Consider the following 14,270-nt stretch of genomic DNA (forward strand, 5'->3'; position numbering starts at 1 on the left):
CTACTGCCCCGCTGCCTGCCCGACGGCATGGGTCCAGAACGGATTGGCGAAGAGCAGGATCATGGACAACACGAAGCAGTAGATGGCCGTGGATTCGATCATGGCCACGCCGACAAAGAGGGTGCGGGTGATGGTCATGGAGGCGTCGGGCTGCTGCGCCAGGGCGGTCAGGGCCTGGGCCACGGCCCGTCCCTCGCCCAGGGCCGGGCCCAGGCAGCCGATGCCCGTAGTCAGGCCGGCGGTGATGATGGAGGCTACGGCAATGAGGGTCATGCTGTCCATGTTCTCTCCTTTGTAATCATTTGGTTGTCTCCCTGCGGTCCGAGACGCTGGTGGCGGCCGCGATGTATACCGTGGCCAGGATGAAGAAAATATAGGCCTGGATCATGCCGGTCAGAAGACCTAGCGCGGTCATGACGATGGGAAAGAAAAACGGGGTGACCAGCAGCAGGATGGCCGCGATCATGGCCCCGCTCATCATGTTTCCGAAAAGGCGCACGGCCAGGGCCATGGTGCGGGAAAGCTCGCCGATGACATTGAAAGGCAGCATGAACGGAGTCGGCTGGGCATAGGAGGCCAGATAACGACGCACTCCCTGTTTGCGGATGCCGTACAGCGGCACGGCCACGAACACGCACAGGGCCAGGGCCGCGGTGGTGGAAAGCGAAGCCGTGGGCGCGGCATAGCCGGGGATGACGGAGCACAGGGCGGCCAGGGCCACGAAAAGAAAAAGAGTCGCCAGAAAATCCAGATATTCCCTGGAGCGGGCAATGCCGACTTCGCGAATCTGCCTGTCCAGGGCCGTGACCACGATCTCGAGCAGATTCTGCCAGCGCGAGCGATCATCGCTCCTGGACAGTCGGCGGGTGATGAGTATCGACGCCAGGGTCATGGCCAGCATGAGAGCCCAGGTGAAGACGATGGTGGCATTTATCTTCACAAATCCGTACTGCCACAGGAGTATGGCATCGGGGCTGATACGCATCACTTCCCTCCGTTCATGCAGCTCTTGGTCAACCGCGTTGCAGCCATGCGCGCTATGATGAACCCGAGCAGACAGGCCGCCAGGCGTTCCCAGCGCCCGTCGCCGACCAGGTAGAACCCGCCCAGAGTGACGCCGGTACGAACCACGAAGCTTCCCATGAACCAGGCTGCGGAATGGCTTGAGGCCAAGGCCCTGCGGGTGGTCCACCACAGGCCGCCGAAAAAGAAGGCTCCGAGACAAAGGCCGGCGGCAAGGGCCAGCGCGAAATCGCTATGTATCATCGTCTTTCTGCTCCTCGCGGATGGCCCGATCCTCTTTGGCCACCCAGTACCAGGCGTTCCAGCAGCCCAAGGCCAGACCCGCCACGAGCAGGGCCAAGGTCCAGGACCTTCCGCCCGGGTAATTCTGGTCCAGCCACAAACCCATAAACACACCCAGGAGGGTCGGGATGCTCACTGACCAGCCGATGATTCCCATCATCCCGAGCCCAAACCAAACCTCGTTCCCGGCTCGTTTTTTGGCCCGCAGCTTGCGTCTGGCCCGCACGTCGACTTCTCGCTCCAGATCCGGCTTTTGCGGATTTTCGTGACTAGTCACGGTAAAACCCGGCCATGCGGCGGATCAAGCCGCTTTCCATTCTCACCAGGGCCCGGCGCACCTCCTGCTCCTCTTCGTCCAGATGCATGAATTCCTCTTCCACAGCCCGGCGCAGCTGCCCCAGATCCTGCCCAGCGATGGCGTTGCGTACGCAGACCACGACATTATGCCCGGTCTTGGTCAGCACGCCTTCATCCACTGCGACGTAGACCTCCTGCGTCTGTTCTGTTTCGTAAACCAGGATGCCGGGACAAAGCGCGGCCACACAATCCCGTCGCCTCGGCAGGATGCCGAAGGAGCCGTCGCGACTTTCGGCCACGATGCGCAAGGCCCCCACATCTTCGAAAACCCTGAACGGGAGCAAAATCCTAAGACGCATTTCCATCACGGTCCTCCTGCTCCTTGCTCCCGGCGACTTTATCTTTGGCCTGGTCTACTTCACCGATCATGTACAGGGCGCTCTCGGGATAGTCCTTGAACTCGTCGTCAAGAATGCGCTCGCACCCTTCGAGCGCCGCATCCAGGGAAACGAAAGCGCCCTGAAGCCCGGTGAACTGCTCGGTGGTAAAAAAAGGCTGGGTCAAAAAACGCTCCAGCCGCCGCGCGCGATTGACCACAAGGCGATCCTCCTGCGCGAGCTGCTCCAGACCGAGCATGGCGATGATGTCTTTCAAGTCCTCGTATTGAGCCAAGGTTTGGCGAACCTGGCGGGCGACAGAGTAATGGCGCTGGCCGACAACACCCGGGGTGGCCATCTTGGAGTTGGATTCCAGCGGATCCACGGCCGGGTAGAAACCTTCGCCGGCCCGCTTGCGGGACAGGACGATGGAGGCCGAAAGATGGGAAAAGGTGTGCACTGCTGCGGGGTCGGTGAAATCGTCGGCCGGGACATACACGGCCTGGATGGAGGTGATGCTGCCGGTGTCGGTGTTGGCGATGCGCTCCTGCAGCTGCGACAGCTCCGTGCCCATGGACGGCTGGTAGCCCAGGCGGGACGGCATCTGACCCATCATGCCCGAAATTTCCGACCCAGCCTGAATGAAACGGAAAATATTGTCGATGAGCAGAAGCACGTCGCGGCGTTCGTCGTCGCGAAAGTACTCAGCCATGGTCAGGGCAGCGTGGCCGACGCGAAACCGGCTGCCCGGCGGCTCGTTCATCTGCCCGAAGACCATGACCATGTTCGGCAGCACCCCGGCATCCTTCATCTCGCGGTAAAGCTCCTCGCCCTCGCGGCAGCGCTCGCCGATGCCGCAAAACAGGCTGACCCCCTCGTGATGTCCGATCATGTTGTGGATCATCTCGGTCAGAAGGACGGTCTTGCCCACCCCCGCCCCGCCGAAAAGCCCAGCCTTGCCGCCCCGCTCCAGGGGCAGCAGCACGTCGATGACCTTGATCCCGGTCTCGAAGATCTCTGTTCTGGTGGAACGCCGCGACAGGGATGGAGGTGGATTGTGGACGCTGCGCAGGGAAACGTCGCGCACTTCGCCCTCCTGGTCCAGGGCGTTGCCGAAAACGTCGAACATGCGCGAAAGCAGTCCGGGCCCCACGGGTGCCATCAGAGGGCCGTCCGTGTCATGGGCGACCATGCCCCTGGCCAGGCCCTGGGTCGGGGTCAGGGCGATGCCGCGCACGTGCTCTTCGTCAAGGTGGGACATGACCTCGATGACGATGCGCCCGTCCTTCCCCGTACGCAAAATGTTCCGAATGGCAGGCAGGCCGGAGGTGAAAGAAACATCCACGACGCTGCCGCGCACGGCGGTGACGAAGCCCGTATTTCCTGATCGAGCGGACTGATCCAGGACAGGAGGCGTTACTGAAGAATCGGGGCGTTGAGAAGAAGTGACCATGATCACTTATTGCCCCTTCACCGGCCAGGGTCAAGCTTCTTCGTGATCAATGCCGTTTTGTGCTCTGCCCTTGCCCGCGAAATGCACGAAACAGAAGCCAGAATCCGACCAGCACGCAGGGCACGCTCAGCCACTGGCCCACGGTCAAGAACTGGCCGTACTCGTAGGCCGCCTGGGGCATCTTGTAGAATTCGAGGACAAAGCGGGCGGCAAAAACCAGAGCCAGGAAGGTGCCGGCCAGCAGGCCCTGGCGGTCGCGCAGGTCTCGCACCCGATAAGCCAGGAGAAGGACGATGAAGATCAAAAGATAGGCCGCGGCCTCGTACAACTGCACAGGATGCCTGGGCAGCGGGTCGAGGCGTTCGAAAATCACGGCCCAGGGCACGATGGTCGGCATGCCGACTATTTCGGAATTCATGAAATTCCCGATGCGGATGAACGCGCCGCCCTGCGCCGCGGGGACGGCGATGCGGTCCAGCAGCCACCAGAAGCGCATGCCGCTGCGACGGGCATAAACGCCCACGGCCACAAGAATCCCGATCACGCCGCCATGACTGGCCAGCCCGCCTTCCCATATCTTGAGGATCAGCAGCGGGGTCGACAGGTAATAGACTGGATCGTAGAGCAGGCAGTGCCCGAGCCGCGCGCCGACCAGGGCGCCGACGACCACAAAGCCCAACAGGGAATCCAGGTCGTCGGTGGAGCGCCCCTCCCGTGCGAACATGCGCCCCATGATCTGCAATCCGACGATGAAGGCTGCCGCGAAAAAAATTCCGTACCAATGGACGGACAGGGGCCCGACGCTCACGGCGATGGGGTCGGCGTTCCAGTAGATCATAAAAAAAGTCCTCCCGGGGATGAGTTTTCAACAAGTCCGAATCGTTTCGCAAAAACCCGGCGTCATCCCCAGATCGACCCGTATAAAAGACCCGAAAACGTGGCCATGACGATGACCAGACTCACAAAGACAACCGTCTTCTTCACGCCCATGATGCTGTTTATGACCAGCATGTTGGGCAAACTCAGCGCCGGACCGGCCAGCAGCAGGGCCAGGGCCGGGCCCTTGCCCATGCCCGCGCCGATGAGGCCCTGCAGGATGGGCACTTCGGTCAGGGTGGCGAAATACATGAAGGCCCCGGCGAAGGAGGCGAAAAAATTGGCCCAGAAGGAATTGCCGCCCACGGCGCTGGCCACCCACTGCGAGGGGATGAGGCCTTCGTTGCCGACCCGGCCAAGCAAGGCTCCCGCGATAAGCACGCCGAAAAGCAGCAGCGGCAGGATCTGCTTGGCAAAACCCCAGGACGAGGAGAACCAGTCCCCGACCTCGCCTTCATCGGTGCTGGTGAAGGCGGACAAGCCGATGACCCCGGCCGTGAAGGCCAAAAGCGGCTGGCCGGGAAAGAAAACCGCCAGAAGAACCACCGGGATGGCGGCGGTACCCACTTTCCAAAGCTTCACATCGAACCAGCGCACAAGCATTACGCCCAAGGCCACCGAGAATGCAGAGGTCAGCATCCACTTGGCCCCGAAAATGGTGGCCCACAATCCGGAATCCGTCTGGGGAGCGCCCCAGTTGGCGAAAACCAGAATCGCGACCATGGAGGCGAAATACAGGGCGTTCTGCCACAGGGGGCGTTTCACTTCCTCCTCGATCTGCGCCATCTGAATGACCTGCCGTTCGGCCTCCTCCTTGCGGAAGAAAAAGTGCATCAAAAGGCCGATGACCACGCTGAAAAGGATGGCTCCCACGGCGCGGGCGATGCCCATTTCAGGCCCCAGGATGCGGGCCGTCATGACGATGGCCAGCACGTTGATGGCCGGCCCGGAATAGAGGAACGCGCAGGCCGGGCCAAGGCCCGCGCCCATGCGGTAGATGCCGGCGAAAAGCGGCAGCACCGTGCAGGAACACACGGCCAGGATGGTGCCCGAGACGGCGGCTACACCGTAGGCCAAGACCTTGTTGGCCTTGGCGCCGAGATACTTCATGACCGCGCCCTGGCTGACGAAGACCGAGATGGCTCCGGCGATGAAGAATGCCGGAATCAGGCACAGCAGCACGTGTTCCTGGGCGTACCATTTGACGAGATGAAAGGCTTCGAGGATGGCGTTGTCAAAACGCGGCACGCCCACGGGCAGATAAAAGCAGGCCAGGAAAACCGCGACGATGACCGCCAGGGGCTTCCACTCTTCTCTCCAGTTCATGATCAACCTCTACTTGAGTTTTGGCCGGGCAGCCTGGCCGGTCATTGATAATTGTTCCATGGCGCGCGTCGAAAGCACGGCCTCCACGCAATGCATGAAATTCAGGACGCACGGGACCTTGAGGCTGTAATACACCTGCTTGCCCCTTTTCTCGTCCTGCACGATGCCTGCCTGCTTGAGCACGGTCAGATGCTTGGATACGGTGGAAAAATCCGCGTCGATGAGTTCCGCGAATTCGCAGACACACTTTTCCCCGGATTCCAGATGCTCGACCATCCACAAGCGGGTCGGGTGAGCCAGCGCCTTGAGCACGGCGGCCTTGGCCTCGAAAAACTTTCTGTCTTCAGCCTTCATGGTAGCTCCTACGTTTGCACAAATGACCAAGTATGCAAGGATCAGCGTTTCGTCAAGAGTGCGAGACCGACCTTGCCGGGCTGCCTTGAAGTTATCCAGGGAAGGAAAAAAGACGGGAAAAAAATTGACGCAAACAACGCTTGGCAATATTGCCAATTAAAAAAAGGAGACGCACATGCTCGTGCACCTGTGCCCGACCAGGGAAGATTTCGAGGCTCGCGCCAAGGTCATGAAGGCTCTCGCGCACCCGACCCGCCTCATGATGATCGAGGAGCTCTCGCGCGGCGAACGCTGCGTTCGCGAGCTGCGTGACCTGGCCGACCGCGATCTGTCCACGGTCTCCAAGCATCTCTCGATCCTGAAGGACGCAGGTATCGTGCAGGACGAGAAAAGGGGCAAACAGGTTTTCTACCGCCTGCGCGTGCCCTGTGTCCTGAATTTCTTTCATTGCCTGGACTCGGTGCTCACGGCCCGGGACAGGCTGGCAGGCCGTTGATAACCGGCCTGCAAATTTTAAATTTTTCAAGGCCGTTCAGACAAACTGATTCTTGGCCGTCAGGCCATTCGTAACTTCAACTGTTCAAGGAGTCGTCATGAAAAAAGTTCACGTTATGGGTCCTGGCTGCCCCAAATGTACGGAAACATTCAAGATCGTCGAAGCTGCCATTGCCGAATCAGGGGTGGAGGCAAGCCTGGAGAAAGTCACGGACTTCACCGAAATCTCAAAATTCGGAGTGTTCACGACCCCCGCAGTGGCCGTGGACGGCACGGTCAAGGTCATGGGCAAGGTGCCAAAGAAGGCCGATGTCGTAGCCTGGCTGACCGCGTAACACGCTTTCGGTCCGGAGCATCGCCGTCACCACGCCATCTTTTGCGGTCCCTGCAAAATGCGACGTCCCCTGGAAGGACGTCATGGCAGAAAGTCGTCATCCCCTGAAAAACGGAAATTCATGTGCAATGACCTGAAAGGCATGAATTTCAAGCCAATGCCGGGCCATGTCCGGCACACGTTCACGGGAATGACGATCAGGTTCACCGGCGACTTTTGGCATTTGTCTCCAACTTTAAACCAGATGCGCTGAAGCGAAGCAAAATGCCATTTGTTTCAAACGACATTCGAGCAACCCTTTCTTCGAGGTTTCCATGAAAATCTTTCGCCTTTTTCTCGCCCTGTTTTTCCTGATTGCAGCATCACAGGCCGTAGCCGGGCCTTCCCCGCTCATTTCAGGAGACCCCCAGGAAGTTCCCATCAAGGGCATGGTCACCATGGTCGATATTGGCGCAAAAGCCTGCATCCCGTGCAAGATGATGATTCCTGTTATCGAGTCCTTGTCCGAGGAATACGAAGGTCGGGCCGCCATCGTCTTCATAGACGTCTGGAAAAACCCGGACGAGACCCCGAAATTCGGTCTTCGCGCCATCCCGACCCAGATCTTCTATGACAAGGACGGCAAGGAAGTCATGCGCCACGAAGGATACTTTTCCAAAGAGGAGATCATCAAGGTTCTGACCAAGCTCGGGGTGGAATAATGGACCAGTTCCTGATTCTTATCCACGAGTGGATGGGGTCCGGCGTGGGCCTGGCAGCGCTGGGCTGCTTTCTGTGGGGCGTGGTCAGCGTGCTGTTCAGCCCCTGCCACCTGGCCTCCATCCCCCTCATCGTCGGCTACGTGGCTGGTCAGAACAAACTGGTCGAAGGTCGTCAGGCAGCATTCTATGCGATCCTCTTCACCACCGGGCTGTTCCTGACCATCGCCGCCATCGGCGTGATCTGCGCCTGGCTCGGACGGATGCTTGGCGACGTAGGCCCGTACTGGACCATCGTCGTCGGGCTCATTCTGTTGTGGGTGGCCATGGACATGCTGGGCGTCGCCCAATGCTCCATGGGCGGAAACCTCATGGGCCGTTTCAAACTGCGCGGCATGGGTGGGGCTTTCGTGCTCGGCCTGGCCTACGGCGTCCTGTCGGGTTCCTGTACTTTCGGTTTCATCGCGCCAATCCTGGCCGTCATCACGGTGCAGGAAAAGATCGCGACCGGCATCCTGCTCATCGTCCTCTTCGGCCTTGGGCACTGCATCCCCATCGTCATCGCCGGCAGCTCCACCGCCCTGGTTCGCCGTCTCATGGCCAACACCTCCTGGCAACGCGGGGGCACGGCTTTCCGGCGAATTGCCGGAATTCTGATCGGCCTCATGGGCTTCTACTTTATCGCCCGTCCGTTCCTGCCGGTCTGAGCCAATCTCTTTGAGGCAACCCGTCTTGGCCAGCGCGCCTGTCGCTCATGCCTCATGCGCCAGGCGGCAAGTTTTGCATTGACATATCCACCTATGCGGATATGTATTCACCATCTGGCGCGAGCCCACCACAGACAGGACAAGAAGGAGACATGAGCCACATGAAGAAAGAAACCACCGCCGGAATCAGCTTTTTCGAGAAGAACCTCACCCTCTGGGTCGCCCTGTGCATGGTCGCGGGCGTGCTCATTGGCAATTTTTTGCCCGCTGTCCCGGCATTTTTAAGCAAGTTCGAATACGCCAAGGTCTCCATTCCCATCGCTGTGCTGATCTGGTTCATGATCTACCCCATGATGATGAAGGTCGATTTCGCCAGTATCAAAAACGTCGGCAAAAATCCGACCGGGCTGTACCTGACCTGGGTCGTCAACTGGCTGATCAAGCCTTTCACCATGTTCGCCATCGCGGGCTTTTTCTTTTTCGTCGTCTTCAGGCCCTTCATTCCGCATGAACTTGCCAAGGACTATCTGGCCGGAGCCATCCTGCTCGGGGCCGCGCCGTGCACGGCCATGGTCTTTGTCTGGAGTCATCTGACCAGGGGCAACCCGGCCTACACCGTGGTCCAGGTGGCCACCAACGACCTCATCATCCTGGTCGCCTTCACCCCCATCGTGGCTTTTTTGCTGGGGATCAGCGGCGTGACCATTCCCTGGAACACCCTGCTCCTCTCCGTGGTCCTGTTCGTTGTCATCCCCCTGGCAGGCGGCGTGCTGACCCGCAACCATGTCATAAAAAGCAAGGGACTGGATTATTTCAACAACACCTTCATCCCCAAATTCAACAATGCCACCATCGTCGGCCTGCTCCTGACCCTGGTGCTCATCTTCTCCTTCCAGGGCGAGGTGATCCTCGGCAATCCGCTGCACATCCTGTTCATAGCCGTCCCGCTCATCATCCAGACCGTGCTCATCTTCTTTCTGGCCTACCTTGCGGGCAAAAAACTCAAACTCTGCCACAGCATCGCCGCCCCGGCGGGAATGATCGGCGCGTCCAATTTCTTCGAACTGGCCGTGGCCGTGGCCATCACCCTTTTCGGGGCATCTTCCCCGGTGGTCCTGGCCACCATCGTCGGCGTGCTGGTGGAAGTTCCGGTCATGCTGGCCCTGGTCAAATACGCCAACCGCACCACAAGCTGGTTCCCGGACTCGGAGGCCTGACGGCCATCATCGCGCGGACGCACCAACAAAAACCCCATAAACAATTTCCGGGCGGCTTCTCACGAAACCGCCCGGAAATTTTTCATCTGCCCAGCCAGGCTTTGAGCGTGCTTTTCGATCTTCTCAATTCACGCCATGCAGTTGTTCCATGGTGCGGGCCACTGCGCTCAGGCTGAAGTTGCTGAGCATGTGCACGGGTTTCTTGAACTTCTTGCCCAGGTTCTTGACCTTCAGACAAGCGCCGTGGCTGTTGCAGTTTACCGGGCAAAGGACCAGATCCGCCCGCTGCACGCTGTTTTCGAGCCCCTTGCCCCCCGACTTCATGTGTCCGGCGTGATATTCGAACACGCCGCCGCGCTCCTCGATCAGCCTGCGATAGGACTTCTCCATGCGCTCGATGCCGCCAACGATGAGCACCCGTTTCTTGCACAGATCGTAGGACGGACACCTGGGGCTGCATTTTCCGCCCCTGCAGTCTCCATCCATACATGACTTAGGCCCCCTCTCCTCCGCCTGGCGGGACATAAAAGTGTGGGACCGGCAAAGGCCAGAGTTCCCGGAACGCAGCACAGAGCGTTCCTTTTCCGCAGCTGAGATCTTCATCCAAAAACCCCCTCTTTTCGCGACAACACCCGGCTGCCAGGCACGATGCGATATTGATGCCTTGCGCATGCTTGCGTCTTTCTCCAGACGGAGTGCCCCATGAAAAATGGTCATTGACCCCGGCGCCTAGCCCTTGGGTCGTGTACTATAAATTAGGCATAACTAATATATTGATACCCACCTATCCCGCAAAATCGACCCTTGTCAACATGCAACAAGCCAAGTCGAAACAAAAAAACTACCAATATGGCAATAATACAAACTTAAAGACAACTAACAAAACACATGTGAGCCAGCGTCATTCGTGAATTTGATCCGTGAACACCGTCGCGTCCTTCATTCCGGTCACAAGCCTGGCAGGACAGGCCGAGACCGGAATCGTGGCGTCGCCGAACTTTTTGAAGGCCTCGCGCTTGGCTTCGCCGGTGAAAAGAAGAACCCCGGTCCGCGCAGTGAGCATGAGCGACAGGGAAGAGCTCATCCGTTCCGGAGGCGGCTTTGGCGAGTCGTCCATGACGATAAAGCCGTGATGCGGGTCCGTCACGGAGTGATGCCCCGGAAACAGGGCCCCGACGTGGCCGTCCTCGCCGGAACTGAGCAGGATGATGTCGTAGCGGAATCCCTGCCCCGCGAGCACCTCTTCATAGGCCAGTGTTCCGCGATCCGTCGCGGTCGTATCCAGGATGAAGGGGTGGGCGTTTTCCGGAGAAATCTTGCCTTCCCGCGCCAGAGGCGTGACGAGATGATCCCGGAGCAGCCCAAAATTGCTGTCGGGATGATCGATGGGAACAAGTCTCTCGTCAATGATGAAGAAATGCACCCGGTGCCAATCGAGCGCCTCCGTACGCATCGCGTCGAAAATCTTCACAACGCTTCTCCCGCCGGGCACCGCGATGTTCACGGCGGCGTGCACGGCCAGAGCATCCCGAAGCTTTTGGCACAGGTGCCGGGCAGCCCGTTGCAGGAGCAGATCGGTATCCTTTTCTTGGAGTATCGTGAGCATGAAATGTGTCCCTTTAAAACAAATTCAAGCCAAAAAACGGCTGTCGAACCTCTCTCAAATCCTGAATCATTTTGAAGCATCGCGTTCTGCGGAAAAATCGCCATCGCCGATGACCTAGCGTACTCAATAACCCGTATTCGTCTAAAATAACAAGAGGAGTTGTTCCCGGCAAAGGTCTGGCGTACAGCGACCGGCATGAAACCGGTCAACAACATCCACGACAATCTGTTCCGATACACCATGAGCCACAGCAATGTGGCCGCCGACTTTCTGGTCCAGTACCTGCCTTCGGAAGTGACCGGCAATTTGCGCCTCGACACCCTGACCATCGCCAAGGATACCTTTGTGGACCCGAATCAGCGGGAGCACTATTCGGACCTGCTTTACACGGTCCTCCTGAAGGGAGGCACATCGGCGTTCGTCTATTTCCTGTTTGAGCACAAAAGCCGGCCCGACCGTTTCGTTGCGCTACAGATCCTGCGCTACATGGTCGAAATCTGGGAACTGCACCGCAAGCAGCAAAAAAAATCCAAGACCCTGCCACTCATCATCCCCATCGTCGTCTATCACGGCAAGAACACTCAAAAAGCGTCAAGACTCGCCGATCTGATCGAACTTCCGGACATGAAATGCAACGCTTACGTGCCGCGCTTCGACCTCGCGTTTTACGATTTCTCGCCCGCATCCGATGAAAAAATCAAGGGAGCCATCACCCTGCGCCTGATGCTTGCGTGCTTTCGGGCCAAGAACAACCCAAGAACGGTCGGGCACGTCATGGACCTCTTCGGGCTGCTGGCCAAACTCGACAACAGTGCAACCTCCATGCGCTGGATCGAGGTCATCGCGACCTACCTGTTCCAGACCATGGACATCGACAGGGACGTCATGCACAATATCGCGAGCATTCAACTGGACTCGAACAAGGAGGGAAAGGTCATGACCCTGGCGGATAGACTGCGTAAGGAAGGCCGGATTGAAGGCAGGATGGAGGGCAAGATGGAGGGAGAAGTCCTGGGCCGCCATGCCGTGCTGCAACGCCTGCTCGGCAAGCGCTTCGGAAAGGACATCCTGGACATTCGCATGCAGGACCGCCTGCGGAGCGCCAGCGCCGAACAGCTCGACCTCTGGGCGGAGCGCATCCTCGACGCCACGACTATCGAGGATGTCTTCAGGGAATAGACCCGCCGGTTGCGGCCCATGTTCCAGACCATGGACATCAACATGGACGTCATGCGCAATATCGCGAGCATGCAACTGGACTCGAACAAGGAGGGAAAGGTCATGACCCTGGCAGATAGACTGCGCAAAGAAGGCAGGATTGAAGGCAAGATGGAGGGAGAAGTTTTGGGCCGACATGCCGTGCTGCAACGCCAGCTCGGCAAACGCTTCGGAAAGGACATCCTGGACATTCGCATGCAGGACCGCCTGCGGAGCGCCAGCGCCGAACAGCTCGACCTCTGGGCGGAGCGCATCCTCGACGCCACGACCATCGAGGATGTCTTCAGGGAATAGATCCATCCATCCCGGTCGAGGCCCCATGCCTCAAGCCTGGCCCAAGTCAGGCTCACGCCTGCGTCATCTTTTTCGGCCATCTCTTGGCCGCGTTTGGCCCGAACATGATTCCTATTCCCGGACGCGGTCTCCAGCCACAGGCGCTCCCGCTTCGAGCAGCCCTCCCCAGTCCGTCCGCTCGCCCATCTCCCGCCTGATTTCTTCGGGCAGAAAATCCTTGCCGACGCGAGCCTCCCAGCCCCCGCCAAGGGCCTTGTACACAGCCGACAGATTGATGAGCACCGAGCCCTGCGTACTCGTCAGCAGGTCCTGGGCCTGGACCTTGGAACGCTGCGTGTCCAGGACGCGCTGAAAGTCGGCGAGACCTTCGCGGTACTGGATCATGGAAATTTCCACCGAACGTGTCGCGGCGTCCACGCCCTGCGCGAGAAAGGCAACCTCCTCCCTGGAGCGCAGGAAGGCGGACAAGGCATCCTCGGTCTCCCTGGCGGCCTGGAGCACCGTATCCTTGTAACTCACGACCAGCTGCTGGAAACGCGCGTCCTGGACGCGGACATTGTTCTTGATGCGCCCGTAGTTGAAGATGTCCCATCCAAAGCCCATGCCTCCCGAATACTGGAGGCTGTCCCCGCTCATGAGATCGCCCAGATTGCTGCCGCCCGGATATCCGGCGATGGTCAGCGCCGCGTTGCTGGCCGACAGGCCGATATTGCCGAACAGGGTCAAGCGTGGGTAGAGATCCGCCCGGGCCACCCCGATCAGCGCGCACTGGGCGGCCATGCGGGCCTCGGCGGCGCGGATGTCCGGACGCCGCCGCAGGAGCTCGGCGGGAACGCCCACCGCCAAATCGGCGGGCACCTCGGGGATGCGTCCCGGCGCGCCGAGCAGGTCGTCCACCTCGCCGGGCAGCATGCCGAGCAGCGCAGCCAGACCGTTTTTGGCCTGACGCAGCTGAGCATCCAGCCGCGGCATGGAGGCGCGCGTGTTGGCCAGCAGCGCCCGGGCCTGGGCCACGTCGAGTTCGGTCACGTCCCCGCCCTCGTAAAGCGCCCGGGCAATCTGCAGGGAGCGCTCCTGAACCGCCACGTTTTCACGCGCGATGTCCAGGCGTTCCTCCAGGGTGCGCAACGTCACGTAGACCCGCGCCACCTCGGCCGTGAGCGTGACCAACAGATCGTCGTAACCCGCCGTGGCCGCGTCCAGATCCCACACGCCCGATTCCACCGCACGCCTGAATTTTCCCCAAAAATCGAGTTCCCAGGCCGCGTCGAGGGCGACGGAGGCCGTGGCGTAATACGTGTCCAGCGCGGGCGAGGTATTGGCGTTGTGCTTACTCAGACCGTTGTCGGCAAGGTTGCCCTTGAGCTGCTGCAGCTGCGGAAACCTGTTGCCGGTGGCGATGCCGAGCCTGGCGCGGGCCTCAAGGATGCGCAGCCCGGCGACCTGCAGGGACGGGTTCCGTTCGCGGGCCATCTCCACCAGCCGGTCCAGCACCGGATCATTCAGTCGCTTCCACCAGACCGCAAGCTCGGCCGGGCCATCCTTGAGCCTGGTGTCGCCTTTCCCGCTCCATTCCTTCATCACCGGGACCTCCGGCCGGACATAATTCGGACCAACGGCGCAACCGCCCAGAAGGACAAGGGCAAGGCCCAGGACCGTGATCCGCAAGACATTGGCGGCATCCGTCGCCCGGCGTGTGGCATCCTTCATGGC

Annotated in this window: 20 protein-coding genes; 7 read left to right on the top strand and 13 right to left on the bottom strand. The window is 59.8% G+C overall.

The window, feature by feature from the left end; genetic code table 11:
* The 9 genes from BMZ24_RS12265 to BMZ24_RS12305 form a co-directional block, all read right to left on the bottom strand.
* Entirely contained in the window at positions 1-282 is a 282-nt protein-coding gene (locus tag BMZ24_RS12265; protein WP_092192707.1) for a F0F1 ATP synthase subunit C, read from the bottom strand.
* Positions 283-298: 16 nt separating this feature from the next.
* Positions 299-985: a F0F1 ATP synthase subunit A gene (locus tag BMZ24_RS12270; protein ID WP_092192709.1), complete on the bottom strand. Its 687-nt coding sequence runs from the start codon at positions 983-985 to the stop codon at positions 299-301.
* Positions 985-1,266, bottom strand: coding sequence for an ATP synthase subunit I (locus BMZ24_RS12275; RefSeq protein WP_092192711.1), 282 nt, complete (start codon positions 1,264-1,266; stop codon positions 985-987). The genes BMZ24_RS12270 and BMZ24_RS12275 overlap by 1 nt, the downstream gene beginning before the upstream one ends.
* Positions 1,256-1,582 (bottom strand): AtpZ/AtpI family protein, encoded by a 327-nt coding sequence (locus BMZ24_RS12280; protein WP_092192713.1) that lies wholly within the window; start codon positions 1,580-1,582, stop codon positions 1,256-1,258. Before BMZ24_RS12280 ends, BMZ24_RS12275 begins: the two co-directional genes overlap by 11 nt.
* Positions 1,575-1,967 (bottom strand): F0F1 ATP synthase subunit epsilon, encoded by a 393-nt coding sequence (locus tag BMZ24_RS12285; RefSeq protein WP_208599849.1) that lies wholly within the window; start codon positions 1,965-1,967, stop codon positions 1,575-1,577. The genes BMZ24_RS12280 and BMZ24_RS12285 overlap by 8 nt, the downstream gene beginning before the upstream one ends.
* Positions 1,951-3,432, bottom strand: coding sequence for a F0F1 ATP synthase subunit beta (atpD, locus tag BMZ24_RS12290; protein ID WP_092192961.1), 1,482 nt, complete (start codon positions 3,430-3,432; stop codon positions 1,951-1,953). The genes BMZ24_RS12285 and atpD overlap by 17 nt, the downstream gene beginning before the upstream one ends.
* A gap of 46 nt (positions 3,433-3,478) precedes the next feature.
* A complete protein-coding gene (lgt, locus tag BMZ24_RS12295) occupies positions 3,479-4,270 on the bottom strand; it encodes a prolipoprotein diacylglyceryl transferase (protein ID WP_092192715.1) in 792 nt (263 codons plus the stop codon).
* A 62-nt stretch (positions 4,271-4,332) separates the two neighbouring features.
* A complete protein-coding gene (locus BMZ24_RS12300) occupies positions 4,333-5,634 on the bottom strand; it encodes a permease (protein ID WP_092192718.1) in 1,302 nt (433 codons plus the stop codon).
* Positions 5,635-5,643: 9 nt separating this feature from the next.
* A complete protein-coding gene (locus BMZ24_RS12305; protein ID WP_092192721.1) occupies positions 5,644-5,988 on the bottom strand; it encodes an ArsR/SmtB family transcription factor in 345 nt (114 codons plus the stop codon).
* A 175-nt stretch (positions 5,989-6,163) separates the two neighbouring features.
* Between BMZ24_RS12305 and BMZ24_RS12310 the strand changes: the two genes are divergently transcribed.
* On the top strand, positions 6,164-6,484 hold the full coding sequence (locus tag BMZ24_RS12310) for an ArsR/SmtB family transcription factor (protein ID WP_092192723.1): 321 nt from the start codon (positions 6,164-6,166) through the stop codon (positions 6,482-6,484).
* Positions 6,485-6,581: 97 nt separating this feature from the next.
* Complete coding sequence (locus BMZ24_RS12315; RefSeq protein ID WP_092192725.1) at positions 6,582-6,818, top strand: thioredoxin family protein; 237 nt, start codon at positions 6,582-6,584, stop codon at positions 6,816-6,818.
* Between the two features lie 96 nt (positions 6,819-6,914).
* Here BMZ24_RS12315 and BMZ24_RS20370 read toward each other — a convergent pair whose 3' ends face one another.
* Entirely contained in the window at positions 6,915-7,040 is a 126-nt protein-coding gene (locus BMZ24_RS20370) for a hypothetical protein (RefSeq protein WP_264080937.1), read from the bottom strand.
* Between the two features lie 91 nt (positions 7,041-7,131).
* Between BMZ24_RS20370 and BMZ24_RS12320 the strand changes: the two genes are divergently transcribed.
* The 3 genes from BMZ24_RS12320 to arsB all read left to right on the top strand — a co-directional run bounded on the left by BMZ24_RS12320 (position 7,132) and on the right by arsB (position 9,439).
* Positions 7,132-7,518: a thioredoxin family protein gene (locus BMZ24_RS12320; RefSeq protein WP_092192727.1), complete on the top strand. Its 387-nt coding sequence runs from the start codon at positions 7,132-7,134 to the stop codon at positions 7,516-7,518.
* Positions 7,518-8,222: a cytochrome c biogenesis CcdA family protein gene (locus tag BMZ24_RS12325; RefSeq protein ID WP_192623092.1), complete on the top strand. Its 705-nt coding sequence runs from the start codon at positions 7,518-7,520 to the stop codon at positions 8,220-8,222. The genes BMZ24_RS12320 and BMZ24_RS12325 overlap by 1 nt, the downstream gene beginning before the upstream one ends.
* Before the next feature lie 161 nt (positions 8,223-8,383).
* Positions 8,384-9,439, top strand: coding sequence for an ACR3 family arsenite efflux transporter (gene arsB / locus BMZ24_RS12330; protein WP_092192965.1), 1,056 nt, complete (start codon positions 8,384-8,386; stop codon positions 9,437-9,439).
* Positions 9,440-9,562: 123 nt separating this feature from the next.
* Here the strand turns inward: arsB and BMZ24_RS20170 are convergent, their stop codons facing one another.
* Positions 9,563-9,925: a DUF2325 domain-containing protein gene (locus tag BMZ24_RS20170; protein WP_225940263.1), complete on the bottom strand. Its 363-nt coding sequence runs from the start codon at positions 9,923-9,925 to the stop codon at positions 9,563-9,565.
* A gap of 415 nt (positions 9,926-10,340) precedes the next feature.
* Positions 10,341-11,045 (bottom strand): 6-phosphogluconolactonase, encoded by a 705-nt coding sequence (gene pgl / locus BMZ24_RS12340; RefSeq protein WP_092192733.1) that lies wholly within the window; start codon positions 11,043-11,045, stop codon positions 10,341-10,343.
* Between the two features lie 195 nt (positions 11,046-11,240).
* Between pgl and BMZ24_RS12345 the strand changes: the two genes are divergently transcribed.
* Both BMZ24_RS12345 and BMZ24_RS12350 read left to right on the top strand, forming a co-directional pair.
* On the top strand, positions 11,241-12,224 hold the full coding sequence (locus BMZ24_RS12345; protein WP_143077901.1) for an Rpn family recombination-promoting nuclease/putative transposase: 984 nt from the start codon (positions 11,241-11,243) through the stop codon (positions 12,222-12,224).
* Between the two features lie 18 nt (positions 12,225-12,242).
* Positions 12,243-12,557 carry a DUF4351 domain-containing protein gene (locus BMZ24_RS12350; protein ID WP_092192737.1) on the top strand — a complete coding sequence of 105 codons (315 nt, stop codon included), beginning with the start codon at positions 12,243-12,245 and terminating at the stop codon, positions 12,555-12,557.
* A 111-nt stretch (positions 12,558-12,668) separates the two neighbouring features.
* Here BMZ24_RS12350 and BMZ24_RS12355 read toward each other — a convergent pair whose 3' ends face one another.
* Positions 12,669-14,267 (bottom strand): efflux transporter outer membrane subunit, encoded by a 1,599-nt coding sequence (locus BMZ24_RS12355; RefSeq protein WP_092192739.1) that lies wholly within the window; start codon positions 14,265-14,267, stop codon positions 12,669-12,671.
* Between the last annotated feature and the right edge of the window lie 3 nt (positions 14,268-14,270).

Source organism: Desulfomicrobium norvegicum, from assembly GCF_900114595.1.
GTDB lineage: Bacteria > Desulfobacterota > Desulfovibrionia > Desulfovibrionales > Desulfomicrobiaceae > Desulfomicrobium > Desulfomicrobium macestii.

Excerpts from the sequence above, each read along its gene's own strand:
- BMZ24_RS12265 (WP_092192707.1), bottom strand. The coding sequence starts at position 282 with ATGGACAGCATGACCCTCATTGCCGTAGCCTCCATCATCACCGCCGGC.
- BMZ24_RS12270 (WP_092192709.1), bottom strand. The coding sequence starts at position 985 with ATGCGTATCAGCCCCGATGCCATACTCCTGTGGCAGTACGGATTTGTG.
- BMZ24_RS12275 (WP_092192711.1), bottom strand. The coding sequence starts at position 1,266 with ATGATACATAGCGATTTCGCGCTGGCCCTTGCCGCCGGCCTTTGTCTC.
- BMZ24_RS12285 (WP_208599849.1), bottom strand. The coding sequence starts at position 1,967 with ATGGAAATGCGTCTTAGGATTTTGCTCCCGTTCAGGGTTTTCGAAGAT.
- atpD (WP_092192961.1), bottom strand. The coding sequence starts at position 3,432 with ATGGTCACTTCTTCTCAACGCCCCGATTCTTCAGTAACGCCTCCTGTC.
- lgt (WP_092192715.1), bottom strand. The coding sequence starts at position 4,270 with ATGATCTACTGGAACGCCGACCCCATCGCCGTGAGCGTCGGGCCCCTG.
- BMZ24_RS12300 (WP_092192718.1), bottom strand. The coding sequence starts at position 5,634 with ATGAACTGGAGAGAAGAGTGGAAGCCCCTGGCGGTCATCGTCGCGGTT.
- BMZ24_RS12305 (WP_092192721.1), bottom strand. The coding sequence starts at position 5,988 with ATGAAGGCTGAAGACAGAAAGTTTTTCGAGGCCAAGGCCGCCGTGCTC.
- BMZ24_RS12310 (WP_092192723.1), top strand. The coding sequence starts at position 6,164 with ATGCTCGTGCACCTGTGCCCGACCAGGGAAGATTTCGAGGCTCGCGCC.
- BMZ24_RS12315 (WP_092192725.1), top strand. The coding sequence starts at position 6,582 with ATGAAAAAAGTTCACGTTATGGGTCCTGGCTGCCCCAAATGTACGGAA.
- BMZ24_RS20370 (WP_264080937.1), bottom strand. The coding sequence starts at position 7,040 with ATGCCAAAAGTCGCCGGTGAACCTGATCGTCATTCCCGTGAACGTGTG.
- BMZ24_RS12320 (WP_092192727.1), top strand. The coding sequence starts at position 7,132 with ATGAAAATCTTTCGCCTTTTTCTCGCCCTGTTTTTCCTGATTGCAGCA.
- BMZ24_RS12325 (WP_192623092.1), top strand. The coding sequence starts at position 7,518 with ATGGACCAGTTCCTGATTCTTATCCACGAGTGGATGGGGTCCGGCGTG.
- arsB (WP_092192965.1), top strand. The coding sequence starts at position 8,384 with ATGAAGAAAGAAACCACCGCCGGAATCAGCTTTTTCGAGAAGAACCTC.
- BMZ24_RS20170 (WP_225940263.1), bottom strand. The coding sequence starts at position 9,925 with ATGGATGGAGACTGCAGGGGCGGAAAATGCAGCCCCAGGTGTCCGTCC.
- pgl (WP_092192733.1), bottom strand. The coding sequence starts at position 11,045 with ATGCTCACGATACTCCAAGAAAAGGATACCGATCTGCTCCTGCAACGG.
- BMZ24_RS12345 (WP_143077901.1), top strand. The coding sequence starts at position 11,241 with ATGAAACCGGTCAACAACATCCACGACAATCTGTTCCGATACACCATG.
- BMZ24_RS12350 (WP_092192737.1), top strand. The coding sequence starts at position 12,243 with ATGTTCCAGACCATGGACATCAACATGGACGTCATGCGCAATATCGCG.
- BMZ24_RS12355 (WP_092192739.1), bottom strand. The coding sequence starts at position 14,267 with ATGAAGGATGCCACACGCCGGGCGACGGATGCCGCCAATGTCTTGCGG.